At 36.7% G+C, this 25,569-nt stretch carries 21 protein-coding genes; 2 read left to right on the forward strand and 19 right to left on the reverse strand.

What is annotated here, in order from left to right:
- Window positions 1-53: 53 nt before the first annotated feature.
- The 14 genes from Q9Q97_RS20040 to Q9Q97_RS20105 all read right to left on the reverse strand — a co-directional run bounded on the left by Q9Q97_RS20040 (window position 54) and on the right by Q9Q97_RS20105 (window position 17,126).
- Complete coding sequence (locus tag Q9Q97_RS20040; protein WP_306160371.1) at window positions 54-1,064, reverse strand: bestrophin family protein; 1,011 nt, start codon at window positions 1,062-1,064, stop codon at window positions 54-56.
- A 68-nt stretch (window positions 1,065-1,132) separates the two neighbouring features.
- A complete protein-coding gene (locus Q9Q97_RS20045) occupies window positions 1,133-1,489 on the reverse strand; it encodes a YciI family protein (protein ID WP_306160372.1) in 357 nt (118 codons plus the stop codon).
- A 37-nt stretch (window positions 1,490-1,526) separates the two neighbouring features.
- Complete coding sequence (locus Q9Q97_RS20050; RefSeq protein WP_306160374.1) at window positions 1,527-1,718, reverse strand: hypothetical protein; 192 nt, start codon at window positions 1,716-1,718, stop codon at window positions 1,527-1,529.
- Window positions 1,719-1,756: 38 nt separating this feature from the next.
- Window positions 1,757-2,635, reverse strand: a complete 879-nt coding sequence (locus tag Q9Q97_RS20055) for a pirin family protein (RefSeq protein ID WP_306160375.1) — start codon at window positions 2,633-2,635, stop codon at window positions 1,757-1,759.
- A gap of 211 nt (window positions 2,636-2,846) precedes the next feature.
- Window positions 2,847-3,602 carry an SDR family oxidoreductase gene (locus Q9Q97_RS20060; protein WP_306160377.1) on the reverse strand — a complete coding sequence of 252 codons (756 nt, stop codon included), beginning with the start codon at window positions 3,600-3,602 and terminating at the stop codon, window positions 2,847-2,849.
- 239 nt (window positions 3,603-3,841) lie between these two features.
- The gene (locus Q9Q97_RS20065; protein WP_306160379.1) at window positions 3,842-6,490 is read right to left on the reverse strand and encodes a sigma 54-interacting transcriptional regulator; all 2,649 of its coding nucleotides are present in this window, start codon (window positions 6,488-6,490) and stop codon (window positions 3,842-3,844) included.
- 124 nt (window positions 6,491-6,614) lie between these two features.
- Window positions 6,615-7,805 (reverse strand): porin, encoded by a 1,191-nt coding sequence (locus Q9Q97_RS20070; RefSeq protein WP_306160381.1) that lies wholly within the window; start codon window positions 7,803-7,805, stop codon window positions 6,615-6,617.
- 53 nt (window positions 7,806-7,858) lie between these two features.
- Window positions 7,859-8,908, reverse strand: a complete 1,050-nt coding sequence (locus tag Q9Q97_RS20075) for a type II asparaginase (RefSeq protein ID WP_306160383.1) — start codon at window positions 8,906-8,908, stop codon at window positions 7,859-7,861.
- Window positions 8,909-8,932: 24 nt separating this feature from the next.
- Window positions 8,933-10,582 carry a bifunctional aspartate transaminase/aspartate 4-decarboxylase gene (locus Q9Q97_RS20080; RefSeq protein WP_306160384.1) on the reverse strand — a complete coding sequence of 550 codons (1,650 nt, stop codon included), beginning with the start codon at window positions 10,580-10,582 and terminating at the stop codon, window positions 8,933-8,935.
- 35 nt (window positions 10,583-10,617) lie between these two features.
- Complete coding sequence (gene aspT / locus Q9Q97_RS20085; RefSeq protein ID WP_306160386.1) at window positions 10,618-12,312, reverse strand: aspartate-alanine antiporter; 1,695 nt, start codon at window positions 12,310-12,312, stop codon at window positions 10,618-10,620.
- A gap of 38 nt (window positions 12,313-12,350) precedes the next feature.
- Window positions 12,351-13,538, reverse strand: coding sequence for an ABC transporter permease (locus Q9Q97_RS20090; RefSeq protein ID WP_306160388.1), 1,188 nt, complete (start codon window positions 13,536-13,538; stop codon window positions 12,351-12,353).
- Complete coding sequence (locus Q9Q97_RS20095) at window positions 13,507-14,691, reverse strand: ABC transporter permease (protein ID WP_306160390.1); 1,185 nt, start codon at window positions 14,689-14,691, stop codon at window positions 13,507-13,509. The genes Q9Q97_RS20090 and Q9Q97_RS20095 overlap by 32 nt, the downstream gene beginning before the upstream one ends.
- Entirely contained in the window at window positions 14,688-15,680 is a 993-nt protein-coding gene (locus tag Q9Q97_RS20100) for an HlyD family secretion protein (RefSeq protein ID WP_306160392.1), read from the reverse strand. The genes Q9Q97_RS20095 and Q9Q97_RS20100 overlap by 4 nt, the downstream gene beginning before the upstream one ends.
- A complete protein-coding gene (locus Q9Q97_RS20105) occupies window positions 15,681-17,126 on the reverse strand; it encodes a TolC family protein (RefSeq protein ID WP_306160394.1) in 1,446 nt (481 codons plus the stop codon).
- Between the two features lie 311 nt (window positions 17,127-17,437).
- Between Q9Q97_RS20105 and Q9Q97_RS20110 the strand changes: the two genes are divergently transcribed.
- Entirely contained in the window at window positions 17,438-18,013 is a 576-nt protein-coding gene (locus tag Q9Q97_RS20110) for a hypothetical protein (protein WP_306160396.1), read from the forward strand.
- 3 nt (window positions 18,014-18,016) lie between these two features.
- Window positions 18,017-20,134, forward strand: coding sequence for a cation:proton antiporter (locus Q9Q97_RS20115; RefSeq protein WP_306160398.1), 2,118 nt, complete (start codon window positions 18,017-18,019; stop codon window positions 20,132-20,134).
- Between the two features lie 2 nt (window positions 20,135-20,136).
- Here the strand turns inward: Q9Q97_RS20115 and Q9Q97_RS20120 are convergent, their stop codons facing one another.
- From Q9Q97_RS20120 to Q9Q97_RS20140, 5 genes are all read right to left on the reverse strand, one after another.
- Window positions 20,137-21,534 (reverse strand): DHA2 family efflux MFS transporter permease subunit, encoded by a 1,398-nt coding sequence (locus tag Q9Q97_RS20120; RefSeq protein WP_306160400.1) that lies wholly within the window; start codon window positions 21,532-21,534, stop codon window positions 20,137-20,139.
- A 120-nt stretch (window positions 21,535-21,654) separates the two neighbouring features.
- On the reverse strand, window positions 21,655-22,779 hold the full coding sequence (locus Q9Q97_RS20125) for an ABC transporter permease (protein WP_306160402.1): 1,125 nt from the start codon (window positions 22,777-22,779) through the stop codon (window positions 21,655-21,657).
- Window positions 22,776-23,882 (reverse strand): ABC transporter permease, encoded by a 1,107-nt coding sequence (locus Q9Q97_RS20130; protein ID WP_306160436.1) that lies wholly within the window; start codon window positions 23,880-23,882, stop codon window positions 22,776-22,778. Before Q9Q97_RS20130 ends, Q9Q97_RS20125 begins: the two co-directional genes overlap by 4 nt.
- A gap of 1 nt (window position 23,883) precedes the next feature.
- On the reverse strand, window positions 23,884-24,627 hold the full coding sequence (locus Q9Q97_RS20135) for an ABC transporter ATP-binding protein (protein ID WP_306160404.1): 744 nt from the start codon (window positions 24,625-24,627) through the stop codon (window positions 23,884-23,886).
- Window positions 24,617-25,567 carry an ABC transporter ATP-binding protein gene (locus Q9Q97_RS20140; protein ID WP_306160406.1) on the reverse strand — a complete coding sequence of 317 codons (951 nt, stop codon included), beginning with the start codon at window positions 25,565-25,567 and terminating at the stop codon, window positions 24,617-24,619. Before Q9Q97_RS20140 ends, Q9Q97_RS20135 begins: the two co-directional genes overlap by 11 nt.
- Window positions 25,568-25,569: the final 2 nt, after the last annotated feature.

Raw genomic sequence — 25,569 nt, forward strand, 5'->3', positions numbered from 1 at the left:
GCATTTGATGGACAAATTTTAATATCGAACGAAACTGCCAATAATCAAAAAATCTACAATATAATACTATGCTGTGGCACTGGCAGTACTGGAAGGTTTGTTTCTCCAAGCATTTCTTTGAGATCGACCTCTATAATTTTTGAAATCTGTGAAATGGGTACATCATTCGCATTTCCTTCAAATGGGTTTTCGGTGCTCTCACCTACTTGTCCCAGCGAAGTATACATCCACGAAATAATAACACTGAACGGAATCACTAGCCAAACCATATTTCCCTGCATAATGCCGGTTATACTTTCGTTCATTTTATCAAATTCTCTTAATAAGCCAAAAGGCAGCAGGAAACAGAAAAGGCGAACAAGCAAAGTATTTATAATGGCATATTGTCTCGGATAAGGAGAATCTTTCAACTGCTCGCTTCTTCCTTGATGGGTGTAAAAGTCTTTTATGGCTCTTTGGAATTCTAAAAACTGAATCAGAACAATTTCTTCTGAGTCCAAAAGCTTTTTCAACGTTTTGCTTTGCAATGCCATAATTTGCACCGCTTTATTTTTAGTTCCTAAAACATATTCTAAATCAGCTGGAGATAGATATTTTGAAAGCTCTTCTTCAAGGCTAGTTTCATTTTCGGGAATACTATAATAAAACTCCTGATATTCTGCATTGTGTTTTTTCTGGCTGGCTTCCCAAACGCGGTAGGAACGCATTTCGTAGCGCAGTGCAGTAAGCCAAGCAAAATGACGATAAATTAGTGTTTTTGCCTCTTCTGAATTATTAATAAAATCTCGGCACATTACGCCCCATGTTCGGCTTGTATTTAATATAAAAGTCCAAATTTGCTGTGCTTCTACGGTTCTATTATAGGTTTGGGTATTTTTAAAACCAACAATAAAAGCTGTTGCTGTTCCGAGTAATGCTACAACCGTCCAAGAAATTGCAAGCCATTTTACAGCAAAAACTTCATATAAAAGAACTGGAATGCTACTCAATAAAAGCAAAATATAAATGCTCTTTCTAGTCCAGAAAATAAACTCCGAAAGCTTATATGATTTACCTATATACATGGTGTGTGTTTTAAATTAAAAGCTAAAAAAAGCATGCCTTTGGGGGCACAGACATGCTTTTAAGGAAATTAAGCTACAGGAACAGACATACGAACCTCAACGATTGCTCCGTACTGAATAATCGGACATGCTTCTGCAATTTTAACGGCTTCATCATAATCATTTGATCGGATTAAGAATAAACCGCCAATTGATTCTTTTCCATGTCCGAAAGGTCCGGTTGTAATATGATTTCCCATTTTGGTATGTTTAATCACTCTTCCGTCTAGATCCCAACGTTTTGGCGGAGCTACCAATTTATCCTGAGCTGCAATTCCTGCAATCCAATCTTGATACGGTTTTATGGCATCTTTCATTTGTTCTGGTGTTGGGACTGGTTTCTCGCTTGTGAAATCTCTGTGGATCACTACTAAAAATTCTTGCATAATACTTTTATTTAAGGATTTATAAATCGTTTTATATTTAAAAAATAGATGCGTAATCTTCTTCTTCGTTCTCGTCAAACGGCTGTTCTTTCATGTGAACTGTTTCGTCCAGTAATTCGCATCCATCGGTTAAATCGTGATGATGCAGATTTAGCTCACCTTCTTCTTCATTACTATGAATCTGAGTTTTGGTTAAGCCCAATATTCTAAAAATATTAACTAGTTTCATGATTTTCTTTTTTAATAAGTTCCTTCTAATGCTTTATTCTATACTGGCTTAATCACTTTTCGAGTCTTGCCTTTTACTTCGATAAAACCCATTTTCCCATTTTCAAAATTTGCTACAGCTTGAGATAAAGCCAATTCTGATTCCATTACAAAAGCGCCTTTAGAAAAGGAAGGCTCATCGAGCGGTTCTGCAGAAATAAACAGCAATTCGCTATTGGTGATTCCGATAAATTTGAGAGGCTCTTCAAGATCTGATCCTGCCATAGAAATAACCATTCCTTCCTCCAGTTCTGTAGTGGATTGATTGGTTATAAAATCAAAAAAACCTTCAACTGCCAGAACAGTTCCCGACCATTGTGCATTAAGCTGATGCGAAAACTCTTTTCCTGCCTTTAAAAAAACATGCAGAATGGTTAACGAATCTGGCGTTTCAATTTTATTTTCTGTATTTCCTGTTTTACCGCAAACCACCCTTACGCGTAGACCTTCCTCTTTGATTTCGGGAATTTGCGCTTTATCAATAACTAAACTTTTAGGATTGTCTTGTTTTTTTGCTGCTGAACTATTTACAAACAACTGCAAACCTTCAACATTGGTACCTTCAGTAACGGGAAACTCAGAATGAACGATTCCTTTTCCTGCATAAGACCAATTCAGACTTCCTGGAGTTATAACCGTATTGTTCCCTTTTGAATCTAAACTTTGAAAAGGTGCTGAATTCTCAAAAACATAATGCAGTACCGACATTCCTGCGTGTGGCTGCGGACCGTAGACATCATGAGTCAATTCAAAATGATCAAATCCGATAATTGGATTCATTAGTCCGTCAAAATCATTGCTTCTTGCTTTTCTGGCAAAAAACTGCTCATCTCCCTGTACTTCCGGAGTGACCACTGCTGAGAGTTTTAACTTGTTCATATTATTATTTTTTATGGTTAGAAAACACCGCTGCCCATTGATTTGCCGTGTTGTTGATCAGTTTTCGTAAAATAAATTACGCTGACGTAGGGCACAAGAATACACGAACGGGTGGAAAGTGTACGCCCATTACAACCGCCTCGACAAACTGCCTACCCGTCATCTTCGTTTCAACGGGCATCGAAGCTTTTATAGTTTTTTAGAATTTAGATTAGGCTCTTTGAGGACGGTTTGGAAACCATTCTTCAAAAGTGATAGTTCCTAGTTTTGCGGTTGCAGCAGGAACCAAAGTAAGTTCTTCAAGAGGAGAACCAAAGTATAATGCTTTTTCATCTGAAATCACTTCCAGCGGATCATTTGTTTTGGTCAAATAAGTCTGTAAAAGTTCTGAAAGTTTGAAACGTTCTGGTCCGCCAATTTCAATAATATCGTTAATCGGATTGGCAAGTGATAATTCGACTACCATTGAAGCCACATCTTCTGAAGCGATCGGCTGGATTTTGGTTGGAGAAATTACTACACTTCCTCCTTCGTGAGCAGATGCAGCAATTCCGCCAAGGAATTCCATAAATTGAGTAGAATGAATAATCGTAAACGGAACTCCCGCTTTTCTTATTAAATTTTCTTGAGCTTGTTTGGCTCTAAAATAACCGCTTTCCTGCAAACGGTCTGTACCTACCACAGAAAGTGCAATGTGATGTTTTACTCCTGCATTGATTTCTGCTGCTAAAAGGTTTCTTCCAGAAGTTTCAAAGAATTCTAACACTTCTTTGTCTGCAAATGATGGCGAATTAGCCAAATCAATTACGATATCTGTTCCGTTTACTGCTTCTGCAAGTCCTTCGCCCGTAATAGTATTAATTCCCGTTGATGGCGCTGCTGCGATTACATTGTGTCCCTGATCGCGAAGTTTGTTTACTACTTTTGATCCGATTAATCCTGTTCCTCCGATTACTAAAATTTTCATGATATTGATTTTTTAAATTGTGATAAATTGATTTTCGTTTTCGATTAGTAATAGCCAAGATGCGTGCCATTCACGTAAACATCTAAAAAACAATTAGTTACATCAAAATCAATATTTCAAAATTCCCTTCCTAAAGGGAAATCACTTTGAGATTCACTTTATTTAGTGAAAATTTTAAAAATAAAAATGCTCAATACTAAAATTAGTAATGAGCATTTATCATGAAAAATATTTTATTCCTAAAAGTAATCTGCTTTTGTAATGAGCAGTTTTTTCATTTTAGAATGAAGTGTATTTCCTGGAATATCCAGCGCTTCTGCTGCGCCGCCCGCTCCAGAAATCTTCCCTTTGCATCGTTTTAAAGCACTGATAATAAACATACGCTCCATTTCTTCAAGAGATTTACTGAAAATATTTTCGTCAGCATCATTGCTTTTATCCGCTTTTCTCGGAATATAAACTTCCCTTAAAACATTGTCTTCGGCCATTAATACGCTGCGTTCGATAAGATGTTCTAGTTCTCTAACATTTCCCGGCCATAAATAACTCTGCAATTGCTGCATTGCTTTTGGCGCAATACGATTTATATTTTTACGGCTGTTTTTACTGTATTTAGTGACAAAGAAATTAGCAAGCGGTTCTACATCTTCCATTCTATCTCGAAGCGCAGGCAGGTAAATTGGAAATACATTCAATCGATAAAAAAGATCCGATCGAAAACGGCCGGCGGCAACTTCATCTTCCAGATTTCGGTTTGTGGCGGCAATAATTCTCACATCAACTTTAATCGTATCTTTTCCTCCCACGCGTTCCAGTTCTTTTTCCTGAATCACGCGCAAAAGTTTAACCTGTGCTTCGAGGGGCATTTCTCCTATTTCATCTAAAAATAAAGTACTGTTATTAGCGAGTTCAAATTTTCCAATTCTTCTTTCGGTTGCTCCTGTAAATGCGCCTTTTTCGTGTCCGAACAATTCGCTTTCGATTAAACTGGCTGGCATTGCGGCACAATTTACCTTAATCATCAATTTGTCTTTTCTTAAAGATGCGTTATGAATGGCGCGCGCAATCAATTCTTTTCCGGTTCCCGTTTCTCCTAATATCAAAACGGTCGAATTGGAATCGGCTACCAAAGACATGAGATGATAGACTTTCTGCATTTGCACGCCGCTGCCAATAATTTCAGAAAAATTATAAATGTTTTTTATCTGTTCTTTCAAATAGACATTTTCATGTTCCAACTGCTGTTTGTAAAGCAGTAATTTTTCATTGGCCTGTATATTCGCAATAGCGACAGAAATTTGAGAGCAAAGTCCCTTCAAAATAGACGGATTCAATTTGTCTGCTAAAAGCCACATCGTACCCACTCGCAAAGTGCCGACTTTTAATAAAGCGCCGTAAGCATTTTTAAATCCAACTTTTTTCCATAATTGGGCAAAATCAGAATTAGTATTTCTAAGTTCTTCCTCTACATTAAAAATAACAGTGCCGTCGCTTTTTATTACCTGAGCAGTATAAGGTTCTTTTATATTGAGTTTGATGGCAGCCATTTTGTCAAAATCAATTTCTGCTTTTACAAATAAAGATCTGTCAAACATGTAGGAAGTCAAACCGTAATCATCGTCATCAAAAACTTTTAGCATCGCCAATTTGGTATCTAGAAGATCACGAAGCACGTTAATTATGGCGTTTTCTAAGTCTTCTTTGGTGCGCACTCCTGCAATTTCATTACTAAAATGCAAAAGCACTGCCTGTTCGTTGTTTTTGCTTTCTAATAATTCATTGGCAATAATATTGGACATTGCAGTAGAAATTTGAAAACAGATTCCTTGAAGGAGCGAGATATTAATTTCTTCAATTGCCAGCCATAACATTCCCAATACGATTTCGCCATTTCGAAGAGCAATGCCGACCATTCTTTGAAATCCTAAATTTTTCCAGAACAAAAGATAAGGTGCATCAATTCCTCTGTCAATTTCAATATCTACATTAAAAAGCAACGGAATATAACTGTCTAAAACTCGATTTTGCAAACCGTCGTTTACAGGAAATTTGGATTCTAATAATTCCTGCAAAACTGGGTTATCATCTGAGGTTAGGCTTTCATCATAAATATAAGTGCTTAGCGAATTGCCGTCTTCATTCAGTTTGCGTATGACATATCCCTGAAGCGGATTTATTTGTTTTAAAGCTGTACGAACCGCAATAGCCAAATCTTGTTTGGTTCTTACTTCTGAAATATCATTGCTAAAGTCAAGCAGAAATGATTTTTCCTGCTCTTTTTTCTGCAGTTCTTCATTTTTAATGATATTAGATACCGCAATAGAAAGCTGGGGTGCAATTCCTTTGATTATATTTCGAAATTCTGGAGTAAAGCTTCCAGGTTTATCGGTATACAGGTGAACAAATCCCAAAGGCTGGTCTTCATTCCACAATGTCGTCATTAAAGTTTCTCTTACACCGCCATCGTAATTTACCTGTAAAAAACGAGGACTTTGGGGTTTATCTTTAACTTCTTCTACTATAAAAGAAATCGGTTCTTCGGCAGCGAGAACCGATTTAATAAAAGGTTCGTTGAGTGTAAAATGTGTTTTTTGAAGTTTTGAGTATGATTCTTTGTCTAATATCGCATCTGCATCGCGATCTAGCAAAAATCCAGCATACGTTTTATCTTTATGATCTATAAGCGTAATGGTGGTATGTGTAAAATAAAAAAGCCCTTTTAACCTTTTAGAAAAAAGCAGAATCAAATCTTTCTTTTCCCTAACTTTAGTAATATCTTTTCCCAGATCTAATAAAACAACACTTTCATGCTCGACAGCAATCTGTGATGAGTTATTAGAACTAGATTTTTTATTTGCTGAAGGGGACTTCGTTTTTTCGTTCTTCATTTTACAGACAATTTACAAGTCATAATTATCCGTTAAAATTACTTAAATTTAACCTGCAAAAGCTCCTTCAATTGAAATAAATCGAATCTTAAAATACTTTCCTGAATACCCTTAATTACAAAACTTACAATACCAACAATGGAGAAATAACTCCAATCATTAATCTGCCTGTATTATTATTGACTTGTCCTAAATACGTTTTCGAATAGTCGCTATACTCATAAAATCGTCCTACGTAGCTTGCATAGAATTTTAAATTAAAATTTTTGATGGGATAAAATTCAACCGTTGGAATAACTCCCCATGCGGTTCTCATACGTGTAGAAGTTGCCAAATCTGAAGGAACATCCTTCCAATATGCAGTACTGACCATTCCGATTGCTGAAAGTTTCCATTGTTCGTTAAGCGAATATACTGCTCTTAGCCAATGTTCTACATAATTGGTGTTTTCTGCAGCATGATCTAAGATGTTATCGGGAATAATCGTACTCACCACTCCCGTTCTGTCCAAATCTTCACTGCTCCATTTAAAATCGTATTGAAACAGCCATTTTTTAGTTCTAAATTGATTTCCAAGTGCCGTATAATACATATTTACCGGTTTGCCGTGTTTTTCGGCCTCCTGAAAAATACTGAAACTGTAGATTGTTTTGAATTTTCCGTCTAGAAAACTTCCGTTCCAGTTGCCGATATAGGCTGCAGGAAATTTTGCTTCTGTAATATCGGGTACATCCTGATAAATCTCTGAAAAAGTTTGGGTTCTTGAATTTAATACCTGAGCTGAAAATGAATGATTTTTGGACGGAATCCAATTGAATTGCACGCCCGTTAAGAAGTTATCTGAATTGTCTACGATATCATTGTATTGGTAAATATCAATTGGGTTCATATCAAATTCATAACCTCCCCAATTGGCAGTCATTTTTCCAACCGCGATACTTGTTTTCTTGGATATCGTATAACCAATAAAAGCCAAATCTGTCGAGCTGGACATATTGTCTACCGACTGCACTTCGGTATTTTTGGTATATCGGTCTCTAAATCTAAAAAACACTTTATCCTTATAGACCTTTCCTTTTATTTCTAATCTAAACTGATTGATTTCGAACCTGCTTCCTGTATATTTTCCATCAGCGAAATAATTGTTCATACCAAGCTGCGTATTAAAAATGACATCAACATTGTTTAACAAATCGGCTTTATTTGCCTTTATCAAAGGCACCTGATGATTAATTATGGTGTCTGCCTGCTTATCCTGCTGCGCATAAATATTGACAGCTATTAATCCTACTAGTATTAAAAATAGTTTACGCATATTTTTAGGTTTTGAACAGGGAAGCATTACAAAACACTTCCCTGTTTACATTATTAATACTCGAAAAAATACTCCTGAAGTTTTTTGCTATCGCTGGTTTGCGTTAATCCTAGCATCAATAAGATTCTCGCTTTTTGCGGAATTAAATCATCGGCAACTATAGTTCCTAATTTTGCATCGTCGGTTTCATCCAAAAGTGTTACTCTTCCTGTTGGCACTCTGGAAGCTCGGGCTACTACAATGCCTTTTTTAACTGCAGCAGCTGCGGCATCTGAATTTACTTTGTTTAGATTTCCGTTTCCTAAACCACCTGTAACAATGCCTTTTACACCAGCAGCAACATACGCATTGATAGCCGTTGCAGGCGCATCTGCAAATAATTCTACTACAGCAACATCTGGCAATTTGGTTAATCCTGTAATATCAAAAGGTGTATTTTTATTGCTTTTTCTAAGCTCTTTTTGATACATAACTACTTTTCCGTCGTAAACCTGCCCTATCGGACCACTGTTTGGTGCGTTAAAAGCATTTAAATGTGTTGTACTTGTTTTTACGGCATCTCTTCCTGACAAAATATATTCATTGAATACCAATAATACGCCACTATTTGCTGCCTGTTTGGAAGCTGCCAAAGTCACGGCATCAAATAAGTTTTTCGGGCCATCGGCACTAATTGCTGTCGCTGGACGCATTGATCCTGTAATCACCACAGGTTTGTCATAACGAACGGTTAACGATAGAAAATAAGCCGTTTCTTCCTGCGTATCTGTACCGTGCGTAATTACAATACCGTCGGCTTCGTTATTTTTATAAATTTCGTTAATTCTTTTATTCAATTTGATCCAGATATCAACGCTCATATCCTGACTACCAACGTTGGCAATCTGTTCTCCTGTTATGTCTGCAATTTTTTCAATTCCCGGAACAGCAGAAATTAAATCTTTTATAGGCAATTCTCCTGCTTTATAAGCCGAACGGTCTGCCGAAGCTCCTTTTCCTGCAATTGTTCCTCCAGTTGCCAGCACTTTAATTCGGGGCAATTTTTGCGCTTGAATACTGAAACTTAAAAAAATCGATAAGACTAAAGCTAATAGTGTTTTCATGATTTAAAAGATTTGATTTATAATTTATTTTTTGGTTGAATTTTCCCAGCTCGTTACATATTCCATTAAAATTTTACGGATGTTTTTTCCTAGAATTAAATAACTTTCTGTTGGAAGATTGGCAAGCGAAACCCTTATACTCCATTCTGGACCTGCAAAACCGCCTCCGTTTAAAAGTACAATAGCTGTTTTTTCGGCAAGACGGAATAAAACATCAACAGGCTCAAAATTGGTCACAAGCCAGTTTGCAAAACCATCGCCGTAAAAATGTTTGGCGGCTACCATAATATCAATTTCAGAATAATATCCTGCACGCATTGGATCTTCCAGAATTGGAACTTCCATTCCTTCCCAAAGCAGATTTAAACGTTTTTTGATAATGGTTTGCGTCAATGTTTTGTAAACATCCTGAGTATCTAAAATGCAATAAGCAGAGAAAAGCATCATTTGAAATTGCTGAGGTAATGAAAGGCCAGCGGTATGATTTAAAGCTACTTGACGGCTATCTGCAACCAGTCTGTCAATGAATTTAATTTTCTCTGGCTCCAGCGTTAAAGAAGAATAACGATGATGCAGTTCTTTTTTGTGAGCATCGCTTAAATTCGCAATTTTTTTATCGAAAATATTATCCTCATGAATCGCTATAATTCCTAATCGCCATCCTGTACAGCCAAAATATTTGGAGAAAGAATACACCGTAACCGTGTTATAAGGAATAATAGCCATCAACGATCTGAAGTTGTTGATAAACGTTCCGTAAACATCATCTGTAATGACCATGAGTTCAGGATTGTGATTTTTAACAATATCAGCAATGTAATTTAATGTCTCTGTACTCATTGCCGAAGAAGGCGGATTGCTCGGATTTACTACAAAAGCAACTTTGACAGACGGATCTTTTAATTTATCTAATTCTGAATTCGGATATTGCCAAGTATGAAAACCATTTTCTCCTTCTCCGCTTGCCTGTACATGAACCACTTCAAAACTATAGCGATCCAATTCTGGAATTTCGATATAAGGCGTAAAGGTTGGTGTTAGTAATGCAATTTTATCTCCGCGCTCGGTTAGATGATTCTGCATAAAAGAATCGAAAATATAACACATGGCGGCCGTTCCTCCTTCAACTGCAAAAAGATCAAACTTTCCTTTATCATTTCCTAAACCACACATTTCCTGAGTGATATAATCGTGAACCACAATTTCCATGTGGCTCAGCATACGATCTGGAACTGGATAATTGAACCCGATTATTGCTTCAATCCATTCGCGAATCCATGCATCGGCATCAAAATCATGTTTTTCTACGCCGTAACGATAGGTTTTCTCTAAAAGTGATGCTCCTGGAGTGTTTTTGTTTTTACTCAAAAATTCTTCAAAACGTTTGGAAACGCCAGTTTTGTCTTGTACAATTCCAGCCATAATTCCTTGTTCTTCAAAGACATTTTTACATTCGTTTAAAGCAAATTGTCCAAACAAAAAATAAGCTTCACGCGGAACGGTCGCAATCCAGTTTGGATTTCCTCTTCCTGCATTTAGCGTAATAGCTGTAGATTTTAAAGCGCTCTCGTTTGCTAGACGAATTAGTTCATTTTTAATTTCAAAAGGGCTTAGCGTCTGAAGTGTTTTTTCGACTTCACGCGATGTTTTAATTTTGGAAATATCAATAGCCATAATAAAAATTTTTTAGATTTATAAAAACAAGCACATTAACTCATAATAAGAATAATCACAACTCCCCAGATAATCAGCAGTGTATTACCAACTGCGTAGGTTACCGTATACCCAAGCGCAGGAGTTTTGCTTTGCACGGCATCCTGCAAAGCGCCTAAAGCTGCGGTAGTGGTTCGTGCTCCAGCGGCACATCCTAACGTAATTATGGGGTGAAATTTAAAGACGTATCTTCCCAACAAAAGAGCCAGAATCAACGGAATTGCTGTCGCAGCGGCACCGGCGATAAAAAGTCCCCAGCCTGCTTCGTGAAAACCTACAAGGAAACTTGGTCCCGCTGTGATTCCAACAACGGCGATAAATATATTTAGACCTACATTATTCATTACCCATAAAGCAGGTTCCGGAATTCGTCCAAAAGTAGGATGCTGACCTCTAAGCCAACCAAAAACAAGTCCAGAAATCAAGGCGCCACCACTCGTGCTCAAACTAAGCGGAACCCCTCCAACTCGTAAAGTAAGCGCACCAACCAAACCTCCTAAAACAATTCCTAAACCAACAAAAGCCATATCTGTCGTATTCGTTGGTCTGTCTGGATAACCGATATGGACTGCAGCCTGATCTACATCTTTTTTAGTGCCAACAAGTTCAATCATATCTCCTTTTTGCAAAACCGTATTCGGTAAAATGGGCATATCTATTCCGGCACGTTTTAAAGATCTGATTATGACACCATGCGAAGATTTATTGTTTCTCAGTTCTGCTATGGTTTTATTCAGTACTTCTTTTTTTACAATCAAAACACTTAAGATTTCTACAGGGAAATTCAAAAGTTCTACGTCAAATACCTCTTTTTCGTTTACGGCGACATAATTCATCATAAACTCTCTTCTGCCTCCTAGCGCGATAACATCATTTTCTTCTACAATCGTATCTTTTGTAACGTCCATGATTTCTTTGCCTTTTCGAATTCGCTGAATAAATAAATGTCTTCCTTTACTTTCCAACTTTGCTTCGATCTCAGCAACTGTTTTATTGCAACCTTCTGATGCTGCAGAAATTTGATACGCATTGTAAATCACACGATCATAAGCCGATGCGATTCCGGGATCGTCACCAATGGAATCTCCTCCAAGCTGAATTTCGAGTTCTTTGGCTTTTTCGACAAGATTTCCGCCGAGTAATTTTGGCCCGATTGAAGCTAAAAGCCAAGCCGATCCTGCTGTTCCAAAAATATAAGTAACGGCATAAGCAACCGGAATTTTATTAATTAAATCGGTCTTTTGCTCTGCAGGAATTCCTAACTGATTAATGGTATCTGAGGCGACACCAATTACGGCTGAAATGGTTTGTGATCCTGCCAACATACCGGCTGTCAATCCCATATCGTACCCCATCAGTATGCCAATTAGGTACGGACAGACCAGACAAAAGACACAGACAATTGCGGCGTATAACATTTGTGGTAATCCGTCTTTTTTAAGTCCGCCAAAAAACTGGGGTCCAACACTGTAACCTACAGCAAATAAAAACATTAGAAAAAAAACAGACTTGACATTTGGAGAAATTACAATATCCAGCTGTCCAACCAAGACCCCTACAAGCAAAACACTTGTTACCGTTCCTAAAGAGAAACTTCCAATTTTAAATTTTCCAATAAAATATCCGAGAGATAAAGTGAGGAAAACAGCTAATTCCGGGTATTCTTTAAGTGTACTTACAATCCAATCCATAGCAATTTATTTATATAGGGTTAATTCACTAAAAAACATTACAAAAAAGAGAAGCGCTTTTTACGCCTAAAATCAGTCGTTGATAAATACAATAATCTGAGATGACAAACGGTGCTGTAAAATACCAGCAGCATCATCAAATGCAGTAGCGTCGATGGGGTTTCGCGCAAACTTGCACCTGATTGTACAATTCCGGTGTACATGGCAATAAATGGTGTAGTAGGTAAAAGATTGGAGAGCCATCGCAATACAACTGGCAAGGATTCAAACGGCCAGCTGTAACCTGTAATTAGAAAAATGGGGTAAGTCGAAAATGCCATAACTTGCAGGCAAATGAGCTGAGATTTGAAAAAGGAACCGATAAACTGCGCCATCGGAATTAAAGTGATAATGAATAATAAGAGCAAAATGCCTAATTCAAAACCATTTCCGCGCATGGGCAGATTTAGCAATTTGTAATTTACATTCAAAAAGAAAAATCCGTAGGAAGAAAAAAGTAGCAGATAGAATAATCCTTTGCCCCAAATTCCGTTTGAAATTCCGTCGCTCAACCAATCCTTTAAACGAAAATGCTGTCGTTCTCCCGCCACACTTTCGGATAAACCAATAAGCAAAGTCTGCTGTAAAATTAAAGCCAGAAGTCCCGGCAATAAAAAAGCGCCATAACTCGATCGTTCATTAAACAACGGTCGATAATCTAAATTGACTGGCATCACATTATCCATAGAAGCTGCTGTGCTCATACCTTCACTTTTCTGAAAATACTGCAGTCGCACTCCTGCTCCAATCGTTAAGCAGATTTGTTGGACGCTCATTAGCAAATCACTTGAAGGTATAAAACGGGCTGCGTTAACAGCAAGCACCACATTGCTTTGTTTTAAACTGAGCAAGTTTTTTTCTATACCTTCTGGAATATAAAAATAGCCTTGACAGTTTCCACTATACATCGCTTCCTGAGCTTCTTTCAAATTAGAAAAATGAATTAAATCTACTATTGGAGAATTGTCAATATTCTGTTGCAACAAACGCGATAACTGCGATTGATCATCATCGACAACGGCAAGTTTGACTTCAAATTCTTCTTTATTGATATAAATGCTTCCATAGAAAAACGCATACAGCAAAGGCGCAATAAGCACTGTGAGCAGTACACTATGATCCTTAGCGATCAATCTGGCTTCTCTTAAAAAGAGCTTAATCAGCGACTGTTGTGATTTTTCTTTCATCTCTGATTAAATTAAATTGACGTTGAAATAATAAAATAGCTGTTGGAAACATGACCAAACAGAACAATCCCAATTTCTTAAGATCCCCCAAAGCATAATGCATCGGTAGATTCATATAATAAACTTTAAAAAATCCATCCAAAAAAGAGGTATAAGGCATGATAAGCGCATAATACTGATCGTACCACGGCATTGCCCAGCGCGGAAATGTAAAGCCGCTAAAAACAAAGGCCGGAGAAGTATAAAACAAAGCCACGTCGCCCGAAAGCATGACATCTTTAAATAAGGCCGAAATAAACATTCCGATTCCGATGCAAGCCAAAGACAATAACGTATAAATGACAAAAAATTTGCCTGTTGCCGCACCAACTCCAATATCAAAAAAAGGAAAAACGATAAAAGCAATCAAAGCAAAATTGATCCAACTTACGGCAAGGTGAGCAAAAGTTTTACCGACAATTGCATTGATTACAGAACCATTGGCACATTCGTACAATTCATCCATAGTTCCCGTTACCCACTCATAATTTAAAGCCAGCATACAGCTGATAATCAAAATCATCTGCATTCCGACGGTTATTAAGCCTGGAACGAGATATTCCTGATAATTATAAGTCGGATTATAAAGCTGATATGTATTCAGATTTATAGGATTTGCAATTGCCATTGCGCGATCTGCTTTCATTCCCGTTTTTTCAAGCTTTTGCAAAATGATTCCTGTGCTTCCGGTAATAATTACCTGAGCAGCTGCTTTGTACACCAATTTTGCCGGAACAAGTGATCCTGCATTGGTATAAAGCGTAACATTGCTTGGATGTCTTTTATAAATATTTTTTTCCAGATCTTTCGGAAAATGAATCGCTCCCAAAATCTTGCCTTGCTGAATCAGTTTTCTAACTTCTTCTTCACTAAAAACCCTGCGGGTAATTTGTAAAGCTTCCTGCTGTCCCAATAAAAAAGTAAGCTGACGGCTAACCGTACTTTGATCTTCATCCCAAACGGCAAATGCTAAATGTTTGGCATCATGTTTTTGATAAATAAAAGCATAAAAAGAAAACAGAATTACAGGAATAACAAGCATCACCAAGTAAAAAACTTTTAAACTCAGAATGCGTTTCCATTCGCGTATGATTATGTTTCCGATGGTACTCATTTTGGCAGAATTAATGAAGCAGTCATTCCAGACCGCAATCCTTTAATTTGTGATAGGTTTTGAGGTTTTAATTCGATCGTAAAAGTTCGAAGTTCAAATTCGCCTTTATCTTTTGACGGAACCCAATTGGCAAACTCTAATGATGGCGCAATCGCGCTCACCTCAACAGGAAAAGTCTCTGGTTTACAGCCAGGAACTTTTACAGCTGCTTTGCTTCCGACTTGAAGTAAATTGGCTTTGTCTTGGCGAATGTTGAATTTTATAATTGTGGAGTTTTCTTTCTCAATCGTCATCATCGGATAACCAATAGAAACGATTTCTCCCTGATGCGTCACTAAGCTCGAAATAACCCCAGTTGCGGGCGCATGTACTTTCGTATTATCTCCCAAAGCTTTAGTAAGTTCATACGCTTGTTCGGCTTGTTTTACGATTGCATCTGCGGTTTTAATCAGTTCTGGACGCGCTCCGTCTTTTAACATTTTAAGATTTAACTTTGCCGTTTCCATTTCTTTTTTGGCAGCTTGAAATTTAAAATAGAAAACATCTTTTTCTTGTCCAGAAATCACATCGGCATTGTACAAACGTTCCATGCGATCGTAAGTCGTACTGAATAATTTGTATTGTTCCTCACTGATCTGATATAACTTTGAAGTTGCCTCGATAAGTTCAGGCCTTGCGCCTTTCGTTAACAATTCCTGCTGTCCTTTTGCAGCATCAATCGCAGATAAAGCCTGTGCCTTGATCGCATTTATTTCGTTAGAACGAAGTATTGCTACCAATTGTCCCGCTTTTACAGTATCGCCTTGTTTTACCAATAAAGAATCCAATCTTCCCGGAAATTCAGCCGCGACATCTACACTAGACGCATCCACCATTCCGATAAAATTATCATCAGAATCTTCACCGTTCTTCAAAAAAAAGAATAACGCTACAGCTAAAACCACTAGAGGAATAAGCAGTGCCCAGTAATTTTTTAAAATATCTTTCATCTATTGAATAAATTGAGTGATTTTTGTTGGTTCTCCAATACTGTTAAAATACTCTGCAAGTGCTATATAATAGCCCAAAACTGCCGTATAATAGCCTTTATCTATTTCAGATTCAATCAGTAAAGCGTCGTTGACATCTTTGGGTGATGAGAGCTGATTCATCATTCTTTGTGTAATTAGTTTCGTGGTTGTAAAGGCTTCTTTTCTTGCCGCGTCTAATGCCATAACATCTTTCTCAAAGGAGTCCAATTTATTTTTAGCTACTTTGGATTGCATCTTAAGCATCTGACTTGCATTTTCTTCTCCTAATCTGGCTTCTTCAATTAATTGTTTGCTTGCTTGAACGCGTTTGCCTGTCTGTGCGTTAAACAATGTCCATTGTAATTCCAGCGCCACAAACCAATTCGGAATTGTTACAGGCAGATCTTTTTGGTAGAGATTAAAATTTCCCACCGCAAAGAGATTGGGTAAGAATAAAGATTTGCTAATTTTTTCTGTCGCTTCTGCGAAAGCTATTTTGCTGTTGGCCACTTGATAGGTGGGATTTGAAAGCCAAAAATCTTTTAGCGGTTCATTTAGATTAACGGCATTGTATCTTAAAGTATCTGAAATTGTCAGATTAGAATCCAAATCAATTCCGATTAGCTTATTTAATTCAATTTGAGCATTTTGCTTTTCGTTTGAAATGGTATTAAACTGACTTTCAGCCTGAATCAAAATTACGTTCGTCCAGTTTTTTTGATACGGAGGCAAGATTTCATTCTTAACAGATTCTTCTGCGTAGTTTTTATTTTTATTTAAAGCCTCAACAATGGTGCGCTGTTTATGAATCAAAGAATTCAAATATAAAATCCTGACGTACTGAAGTGTAATTAAAAAGTCAATTTCTTTGCCAACAAGATCCACGTTAAATTCAGCAGATTTAACGACAGATTTTGCCACATTAATAGAGGAATTTAATTTATTTCCTAAATAAAGTGGCTGCCTCACTCCTACACCAGCCAGAAAATAAGACTGTTCGCTTAACGAAGGATTATAATTGGGGTAAATTCCGCCAATTATGGTTTTCGAAGTATTGTAAATTCGATCCTGTGCGGCCTGAGGCAAATTATTCCCCGTTATTTCATTAAAGATCTGATTTGCTGTATTAACACTTTGCTTTGACGAACCTTCTACGATTCCGTCTTTAACAGTTTGCAGATTAATGGTTAAAGGACTGCTTAAATAGGTATAACTCGAGAGAAGATCTATTTTAGGAAAATAACTGTTTTTTTCTGCCTGTAGATTGTACTGAACCGTTTTCAATCCAGATTGGGCTTGCTTTAGCGTAATGTTATTTTCTTTGGCGGTTGCAAAACAATATTCCAGAGATACTTTTTCCTGGCCTCTTACGCAGAAAGTAAAAAGAAATTGAAGCAGCAGAAAAATACGTAATCTTATTCTCATTCTTGAAATGCATTTATGTTTAACAATCGGATTTTAAAATTAAACATAAATAGAACCTAAAGTCCTGATAATAGGTTGCATATTATAATGTGCAACCTATTTGGGGATTCTGCAACATGAGTAAAATAGAGTTAAATGTCCTTTTTTTATAGTAAACGGTTAAAGAAATTTCTATTTTAGAAAAATCGTTTAGTCTCAGGAAAATAAGTCTTCTGTTTACTTCTGTTTTTAAATTTAAAACCCAAAGAGTCCAAGCTTCATTAGCTTTTATCTCATTTTTTTCTTAACTTGTAAATACCAAACCAAAAAATATGTCTTTACAAAAATCCATTCTTATAGTTTTCGCTTTTCTACTTTTTTCGTGCAACAACAAAAAAGAAGAGGAACTCGTCAAGAGGGAAAACGAGCTTTTACAGCGTGAACAGCAGTTTGCAGACAAAGAAGCCGAATATGAATCTTTACTAAAAATGAGAGACAGTCTTTCGGCATTAGTACAAACCAAAGACACAATTGCTGAAATTAAAAACTGGCCCGAAAATCTTGCACAAGATTGGAACAGTAAAATGGTCTGCAAGGAATCGAATTGCAGTAATTATGTAATTGGCGATCAGCGAAGCGAAAATTGGAAATTTACTTCAGATTCTACTGGCATTTATGCCAATGTACTCAATAACAACAAACTGATTCGCGTATTTAAAGCACAATACGATCCTGATAAAATACTATTAGAATCTGTAAAAGACAGTACGGTTAAAAATGTAACCAAATTTAATGTGATGCTAAATGATATTAAAAAGAATGTCATAAAAGGCACGCAAACTATAACTGGACAGGACAACTGTAAAGCAGTATTTTCGGTTGAGCTAACTCCTATCCAAAAAAAATAACGAATGTTTCTTAGTATACACCATATCAGCCTTCCAATAGAGGATCCTTTATTGAAATTTCTAATAGAACTTATTATCATATTATGCATACCCTTGCTGCTTAATAAAATTAAAGTTCCTCATCTTCTCGGACTTATTATTGCTGGTGCTCTAATTGGTCCAAACGGATTTGGCGTCCTCTCCAGAGACAGTAGTATTGTAGTCACGGGAACTACGGGTTTATTATATATTATGTTTCTGGCTGGTCTTGAAATTGATATGGGCGATTTTAAGAAAAATAAATGGAAAAGCATCACTTTTTCTATTTATACTTTTGCCGCGCCATTTATACTCGGTTTTTTAGGCGGTTATTATATCCTGAATTTTTCTCTGCTTACTTCTGTGCTTTTTGCCAGTCTTTTCTCTTCTCATACTTTGGTAGTTTATCCGATGATAAGCAGTATGGGAATTTCTAAAAATCTTGCCGTAAATGTTACTGTAGGAGGTACAATGATTACAGACGTTCTTTCGCTTCTTGTGTTGGCAGTAGTAGTCGGAATGTCACAAGGAGAAGTCGGAACCGCATTTTGGTTGCAATTATCTATCTCAATGATTTTATTTACACTGATAGTTCTATTAGTGTTTCCGATTATTGCGCGTTGGTTTTTCAAGAATGTATCAGACAAAATATCACAGTATATTTTTGTGATTGTAATGATTTATCTCGCGGCATTGCTTGCAGAACTTGCAGGAATTGAAGCCATTATTGGAGCCTTTTTTGCTGGTCTTGCCCTTAACAGGCTTATACCGCATACCTCATCATTAATGAATCGTGTAGAATTTGTCGGGAATGCTATTTTTATTCCGTTCTTTCTAATTAGTGTAGGTATGCTGATCGATTTTAATGCTTTCATTCAAAGTTGGGAAACACTTGGTGTTGCTACAATAATGCTTATTGCTTCTATCTGCGGTAAATATGTAGCGGCCTATTTAACCAAAAAGACTTTCAAACTTACCAATGATGAAGGACAGCTTATATTCGGACTGAGTTCGGCATCGGCTGCTGCTACCCTTGCCTCTGTAATGGTTGGATATAATATTATTATTGGCGAAACTGCAACTGGAGAACCGCTAAGACTTTTAAATGAACACGTTCTTAACGGCAGTATTCTTCTTATACTCGTTTCTTGTACGGTTTCTTCTTTTGTTTCGATGGCAAGCGCACAGCGAATTGCACAGGCGGATAATGACAATACGGTATCTGGAAATAATGAAGAGACTGAGAATATACTTCTTGCCCTTAATCATAAAGATACAGTAGAAAAGATGGTTAATCTTGGAATGCTGGTTAAAACGAAGAAAAATAAACAGCTCTTTGGAATTAATATTATTAATGAAGATGCGAATGAATCATCGGTAAAAAATGCTGAAAAAATATTGGGCGATGCTGTAAACACTGCTTCGGCTGCAGATGTAAAACTCAACGCCATCACACGTCATGATACGGATGTGGTGCGCGGAATCAATAATGCCATAAAAGAACATAATATCACAGACTTAATAATCGGTTTGGAAGAAAACAAAGGTTTTTCTGCTTCTTTTACTTATAATCTTTATAACGGTTATCTTCATAATAAAAACATCAATTTATTAGTGTATCATGGCATACAGCCTATTGGCACTATCAAAAAATATATTGTACTGATTCCTTCTGAAGCAGAAAAAGATGCCGGTTTTTTTCATTCGATGCTAAAAATTTGGAATATTGGACGAAATTCAGGAGCTACAATCAGTTTTTATGGAAATGATCGAACCATGCAAATTTTAACTCGAATTGCCAAAAAAGCTGATATTGAAGGTGAATTTAATGTAGTCAAAAGCTGGTCGGAAGCCGAAAATAAAGCTTACAATTTAAAAGAAGACGAAGGGCTTATTATTTTGATGGCAGACAGAGGAATGCATTCTTATTTCCCACAGATGCGTGAAGTACCAGAATTACTGAATAAAAACCTGAGCAATAATAATTACTTGCTTATTTTTCCTTTTTCAAAAACTCTTGAAAATACAACCGAAAAAAGAGCAGTAAGCAACGTCGATGATTTTGCTGAAATTGGAAATATTATTGGAAGGATTTTTAAATAAAATCACACATACCCTTGTCCATCTGTCTTAGTCAGTTTTGAAAAGGTAAAACTTGAAAAAATAGTAAAAACAGCCAATATAATAAAAGTGTATTCAAATGCTTTGGCTGTATCCAATTCGAATATACCTGTCTGAAATAGAGAAAGCGAAAGGCTAGCTACAGAAACTCCAAAACTTACAGAAAGCTGTTGCATAATAACAAGCATTGTATTTCCTCCACTTGCTGTATCCTGATCCAGATCTGAAAGTGTGATAGTGTTCATTGCAGACATTTGTATAGAAGTAAAAATTCCGTAGAAAATCATCAGCAAAATATAATAGCCAAGCGGAGTTTCTCGTGTTACGAATCCCAAAATAATTAATATAATTCCCAGCAATATAGTATTACTTATCAAAACTGTTCGGTATCCAAAAAACTTTATAATATGTACCATAAAGGGTTTTACAGCTACATTTGATAAGGCAGAAGGGAGCAACAACAATCCTGATACAGAAGCCGAGTAGCCAAAATTTGTCTGCAACATCAGTGGCAATAGCAGTGGCAGTCCTCCTATTCCTAACCTAGTGATCAAACTTCCTATTAGCCCTATTTTCAAGGTTCTGATATTTAAAAGACGTAGATCGATTATAGGTTTTTCGGTTCTTTTATAATGAATATAGTAGAAGAGAGAAAGCAAGCCCGATAGAAACAATAAACCTAAAATTACGATCATATGTGTTCGACCGCTCCCAATAAGTTCTAAAACCAAAGTGATAGAAATCAGCGCTAAGCTAAAATACATTAATCCCCTAAAATCGAACCTCCCAACTGCGTGTTTAAAATTTGGCATAACTCGATACGCCATTGAAATTCCGATAAGACCAATTGGTATATTTACCAAAAATATCCAATGCCAGCTCAGATTATCAGAAAGGAAACCTCCTAAACTTGGCCCTGCTACCATTCCTAATAATCCAAATAAGGTTATAAAATTCATTGTTTTAAGTAATTCACTTTTTGGATATTGATACAAAATAGCCAATCGCGCAATCGGCACCATCATCGAAGCTCCAACTGCCTGTAAAACACGCGCCATATTAAAAGTTCTTAAATCAACGGAAAGAGCACAAAATAAAGATCCCATAATAAACAAAAAGACAGCAATCATAAACATGGTTCTTGTGCCAAATTTATCAGCGAGCCAGCCCGAGAGTGGAATAAACATTGCCAACGTAAGTGTATAAGTTACAATAACCGAATTCATTTCGGTTGGAGAATATCCCATATCTCTAGCTATTGATGGCAGTGAAGTATTGAGAATCGTCCCATCCAATGATTGTATAAACATAGCAATTGCCGTAACCCAAGGAAGCAGATATACAGCGCTTTGTTCTTTTTTCTCTTCTTTGTTATTCACCATCTTTTAGTTTTATAGAAAAGCTTGTTTTTTAAGGTGATGTAAATTAATAAAAAAAGAAATTAATGCCTACAACGAGCTCGTAATTTTAATTGGCGCCAATACTTATAATATAAATAATCATCAGCTTGTTTTTCTATAGTTATAAATCGCTAAAGCATTTAATACAACAGCAAAAATACACAAGTACAAAAGTTCCCTCCCCACTTCATGCAAACCGCTTCCTTTTAAAACTATAAGACGAACCACTTTGATGAAATGCGTAACAGGCGTAAATTCTGAAATCGTTCTTGCCCAATTTGGCATACTGTCGGTACTTGTAAAGAAACCGCTCATAAGCATGAATATCATCATAAAGAAAAAAGCAATAAACATGGCCTGCAATTGTGTATCGGCAAATGTTGAAATCAAAAGTCCCAAACCTAATAAGGCAATTAAATAAACTCCCGCAAAGAGATATAAAACGAAGAGACTTCCGAGCGGAAATATTACGTAAATCAAATACATTACGATAAGTCCAATGGTAAAAACCGTCATTCCAACAATCCAAAAAGGGATAAGTTTGCCTAAAATAAATTGCCATTTCTGAATTGGCGTTACATTTATCTGTTCGATCGTTCCTATTTCTTTTTCTTTTACAATATTTAATGCCGTAATAAATCCGCCAATTAAAGTAAGCAGCAATACCAAAATACCCGGAACCATATAATATTTATATTCTGCTCTCGGATTGTACCAGTTTGTGCTGTTCAAAGCAATTAATGAGGGAGAAGCTGAAGCAGATTGTTGCGGTAATTTATATCGAATATCAAGGTCAGAACTGAAATCTGCCAGCACAACGTTTAAATACGCATTTCCAATATTCGATTTCGTTCCATTGATGGCATCTGCGGCGATATTTACTTTCTGACTGCCTTCCCTAACGAGGTTTCGTTCAAATCCTGAAGGAATTTCTAGAATTAAGTCGGCATCCCCTCTTTCAATAAATTTCAAACCTTCCAGATAAGAAGCTGGAGTTCCTGCAATATGAAAATATCCTGAAGAACCAATTTTATTAATTAGTTTTTGAGAATAGGAACTGTGATCGTGATCTACATAAACAATGTTCACACTTTTCACTTCAAAATTGGCAGCCAAAGGCAAAATAATGAGCTGAAAAATGGGAACAAAAAACATCATCGCCAATATGGTTTTGTCTCTAAAGATCTGGCGAAATTCTTTCTGTAATATAAAACGCAACACTTTCATGACAATCTGATTTTAAATTTTTTCAAAGAAATAAATAGCAGCAAAATCGTCATTCCAACCAAAATAAGCGTTTCTTTCCAGATATAAGAAAAACCTAAACCTTTGAGCATAACAGCTTTTACAATTATATAATAATAGTGCGACGGAATTAAATGCGAAATAGCTTGAAATATCCAAGGCATATTTTCTAACGGAAACATAAATCCCGTGAGCAGTAAAGTAGGCAACATCATTCCCATCATCGAAATCAGCATTGCGGTTTGCTGTGAAGCCGTAACATTTGAAATTAGCAAGCCGAGAGAAAGACAGGTAATAATAAATAAAATACTTTCTGCAAAAAGAAGCACAAAACTTCCTTTAATCTCAACATCTAGCAAATAGACTGAAAGTAAAATAATCAGAATGAAATTAATTACGGAAAGCACTAAATACGGAATTGCCTTTGCAATTAATACCATTATGGGTTTGAAAGGTGAAACAAGCAGAATTTCCATCGTTCCCAATTCTTTTTCGCGCACTACAGCAACAGAAGTCAGCGCTGTGCTCACAATCATAAAAATCAAAGCAATCACGCCGGGAATAAAATTAAGCGAACCGTTCTGTTCTTCGTTATAAAGCTGTCTTAACTCTGGAACAATCTGATAATTTAATCCAACGGACGGGTTTAATTCTTGCTGATAATCGCGAACAATTACATTTAGATAATTCGTAACAATGGTTGCCGTATTGGGATCTGATGCGTCGGCAATGACTTGAATTTTTGCTCCGCCGAGACGCTGCAGATCTGAACCAAAATTGGACGGAAAAATGACAGCACATTTAATGCTTCCGTCTTTAAATCTATTTTCAATATCCTTATAATTTAAAATCGGATTTTCAACCTTAAAATAAGAGCTAGATTCTATCTTTCGTATAATTTTTTCTGTATAAATATCATGTGAATTATCCTGAATGGCAATTCCGATATTTTTGACTTCACTGCTCAAAGCAAAACCAAAAAGAATAATCTGCACCACAGGAAGCCCAAAGAGAATCAGCAAAGTTCGCCGATCCCTAAAAACATGATAAAACTCTTTTCGAATAAAAGCCAGTAATTTTTTCATACTAATCTGATGTTCTTTTGGCATTTCGAGCCAGTTCATAAAAAACTTCATCCATAGAAGCAGCATTGAAACGCTTTTTTAATTCCGACGGAGAATCTATCGCATCTACCCTCCCGTCGACCATAATACTGATTCGGTCGCAATATTCGGCTTCATCCATATAATGCGTTGTTACAAATACGGTAATTCCGCTGGCTGCCGCTTCATAAATCATTTCCCAAAACTGTCGTCGCGTTATCGGATCTACGCCTCCCGTTGGCTCATCCAGAAAAACAATTTTCGGACGATGAAATACGGCAACAGAAAAAGCCAGTTTCTGTTTCCATCCCAAAGGAAGTCCGCCAACGAGTTTTTTTGCTTCTTTTTGCAGACCTAAAGTCGAAATCAGATCGTTGCTTCTTTCTTTAATTTCAGGTCGAGAAACGCCGTAAACACCCGCAAAGAATTCGATATTTTCCAAAATCGTCAGGTTATCATAAAGCGAAAATTTCTGACTCATATAACCAATATTCTTCTTAATTTTTTCCTGCTGTCTGTAAACATCAAATCCTGCTACACTAGCTTGTCCCGAAGACGGATAAGAAAGTCCGCAGAGAATTCGCATTGCGGTGGTTTTCCCTGCTCCATTGGCACCTAAAAAACCAAAAATTTCACCTTCGCCCACCTCAAAACTAATGCTGTCAACTGCTTTGAAATCGCCAAACTGTTTGGTTAAATCTTTACAAATAATAACTTTATTTTCCATGCAGCATTTCTTTTGGTTCGTTAGAATTATCCTGTTCGCGCATAAGACGAATAAAACTATCTTCGATCGTGGGTTCTATTTTTTTTAGTTCTAAATTCTCTGGATTGTATTTTTGAATAATCGTTTTGACTCTTTCCAAATCTGCTTCTTCAGACACAAGCGTAAGGTGAATAAATTCTCCAAAAGCATCCGAATTCTCAATTTCTTTTTCGGTTCTAAGATTTTGCAAAAGCTTATAAATATTAGCTGCTTTTACAGCAAAAAGCGGTTTTGGAAAACTTTTTATGATTTCATCAGGCGTGTCGACTGTCATTATTTTTCCGCTTTGAATCAGCGCAATTCGATCGCATAATTTGGCTTCATCCATATAGGGAGTCGAAACCACGATGGTAATATTTTGTTTTTTGAGTTTTGCCAGCATTTCCCAAAATTCACTTCGAGAAACTACATCAACTCCAGTAGTGGGTTCATCCAAAAATAAAATTTCAGGTTTATGAATTAAAGCACAGCACAAAGCCAGTTTCTGCTTCATTCCGCCCGAAAGTTTCCCTGCGCGCCTGTCGTTAAAAGGTTTGATCTGATCGTAAATATCTTTGATCAATTCATAATTTTCCTCAATCGTAGTACCAAAAATAGTGGCGAAAAACTCTAGATTTTCTTTTACGGTTAAATCCTGATATAAGGAGAATTTTCCAGGCATGTAGCCCACTTTATTTCTAATTTCCTGAAACTCATTTACCACATCATGACCTTCAACAGAAGCCGTTCCGCCATCGGGAAGCAGTAATGTGGTTAAGATTCTAAAAATGGAAGTTTTTCCTGCACCGTCTGGACCTATTAGACCAAAAAGCTCTCCTTTCTGCACCTCAAAAGAAACGTCATCTACGGCGACAAAATCACCATACTTTTTAGTAATATTTTTTAGCGTAACTGATGCCATAG

The sequence above is a fragment of the Flavobacterium sp. DG2-3 genome (assembly GCF_030730925.1).
Lineage (GTDB): Bacteria > Bacteroidota > Bacteroidia > Flavobacteriales > Flavobacteriaceae > Flavobacterium.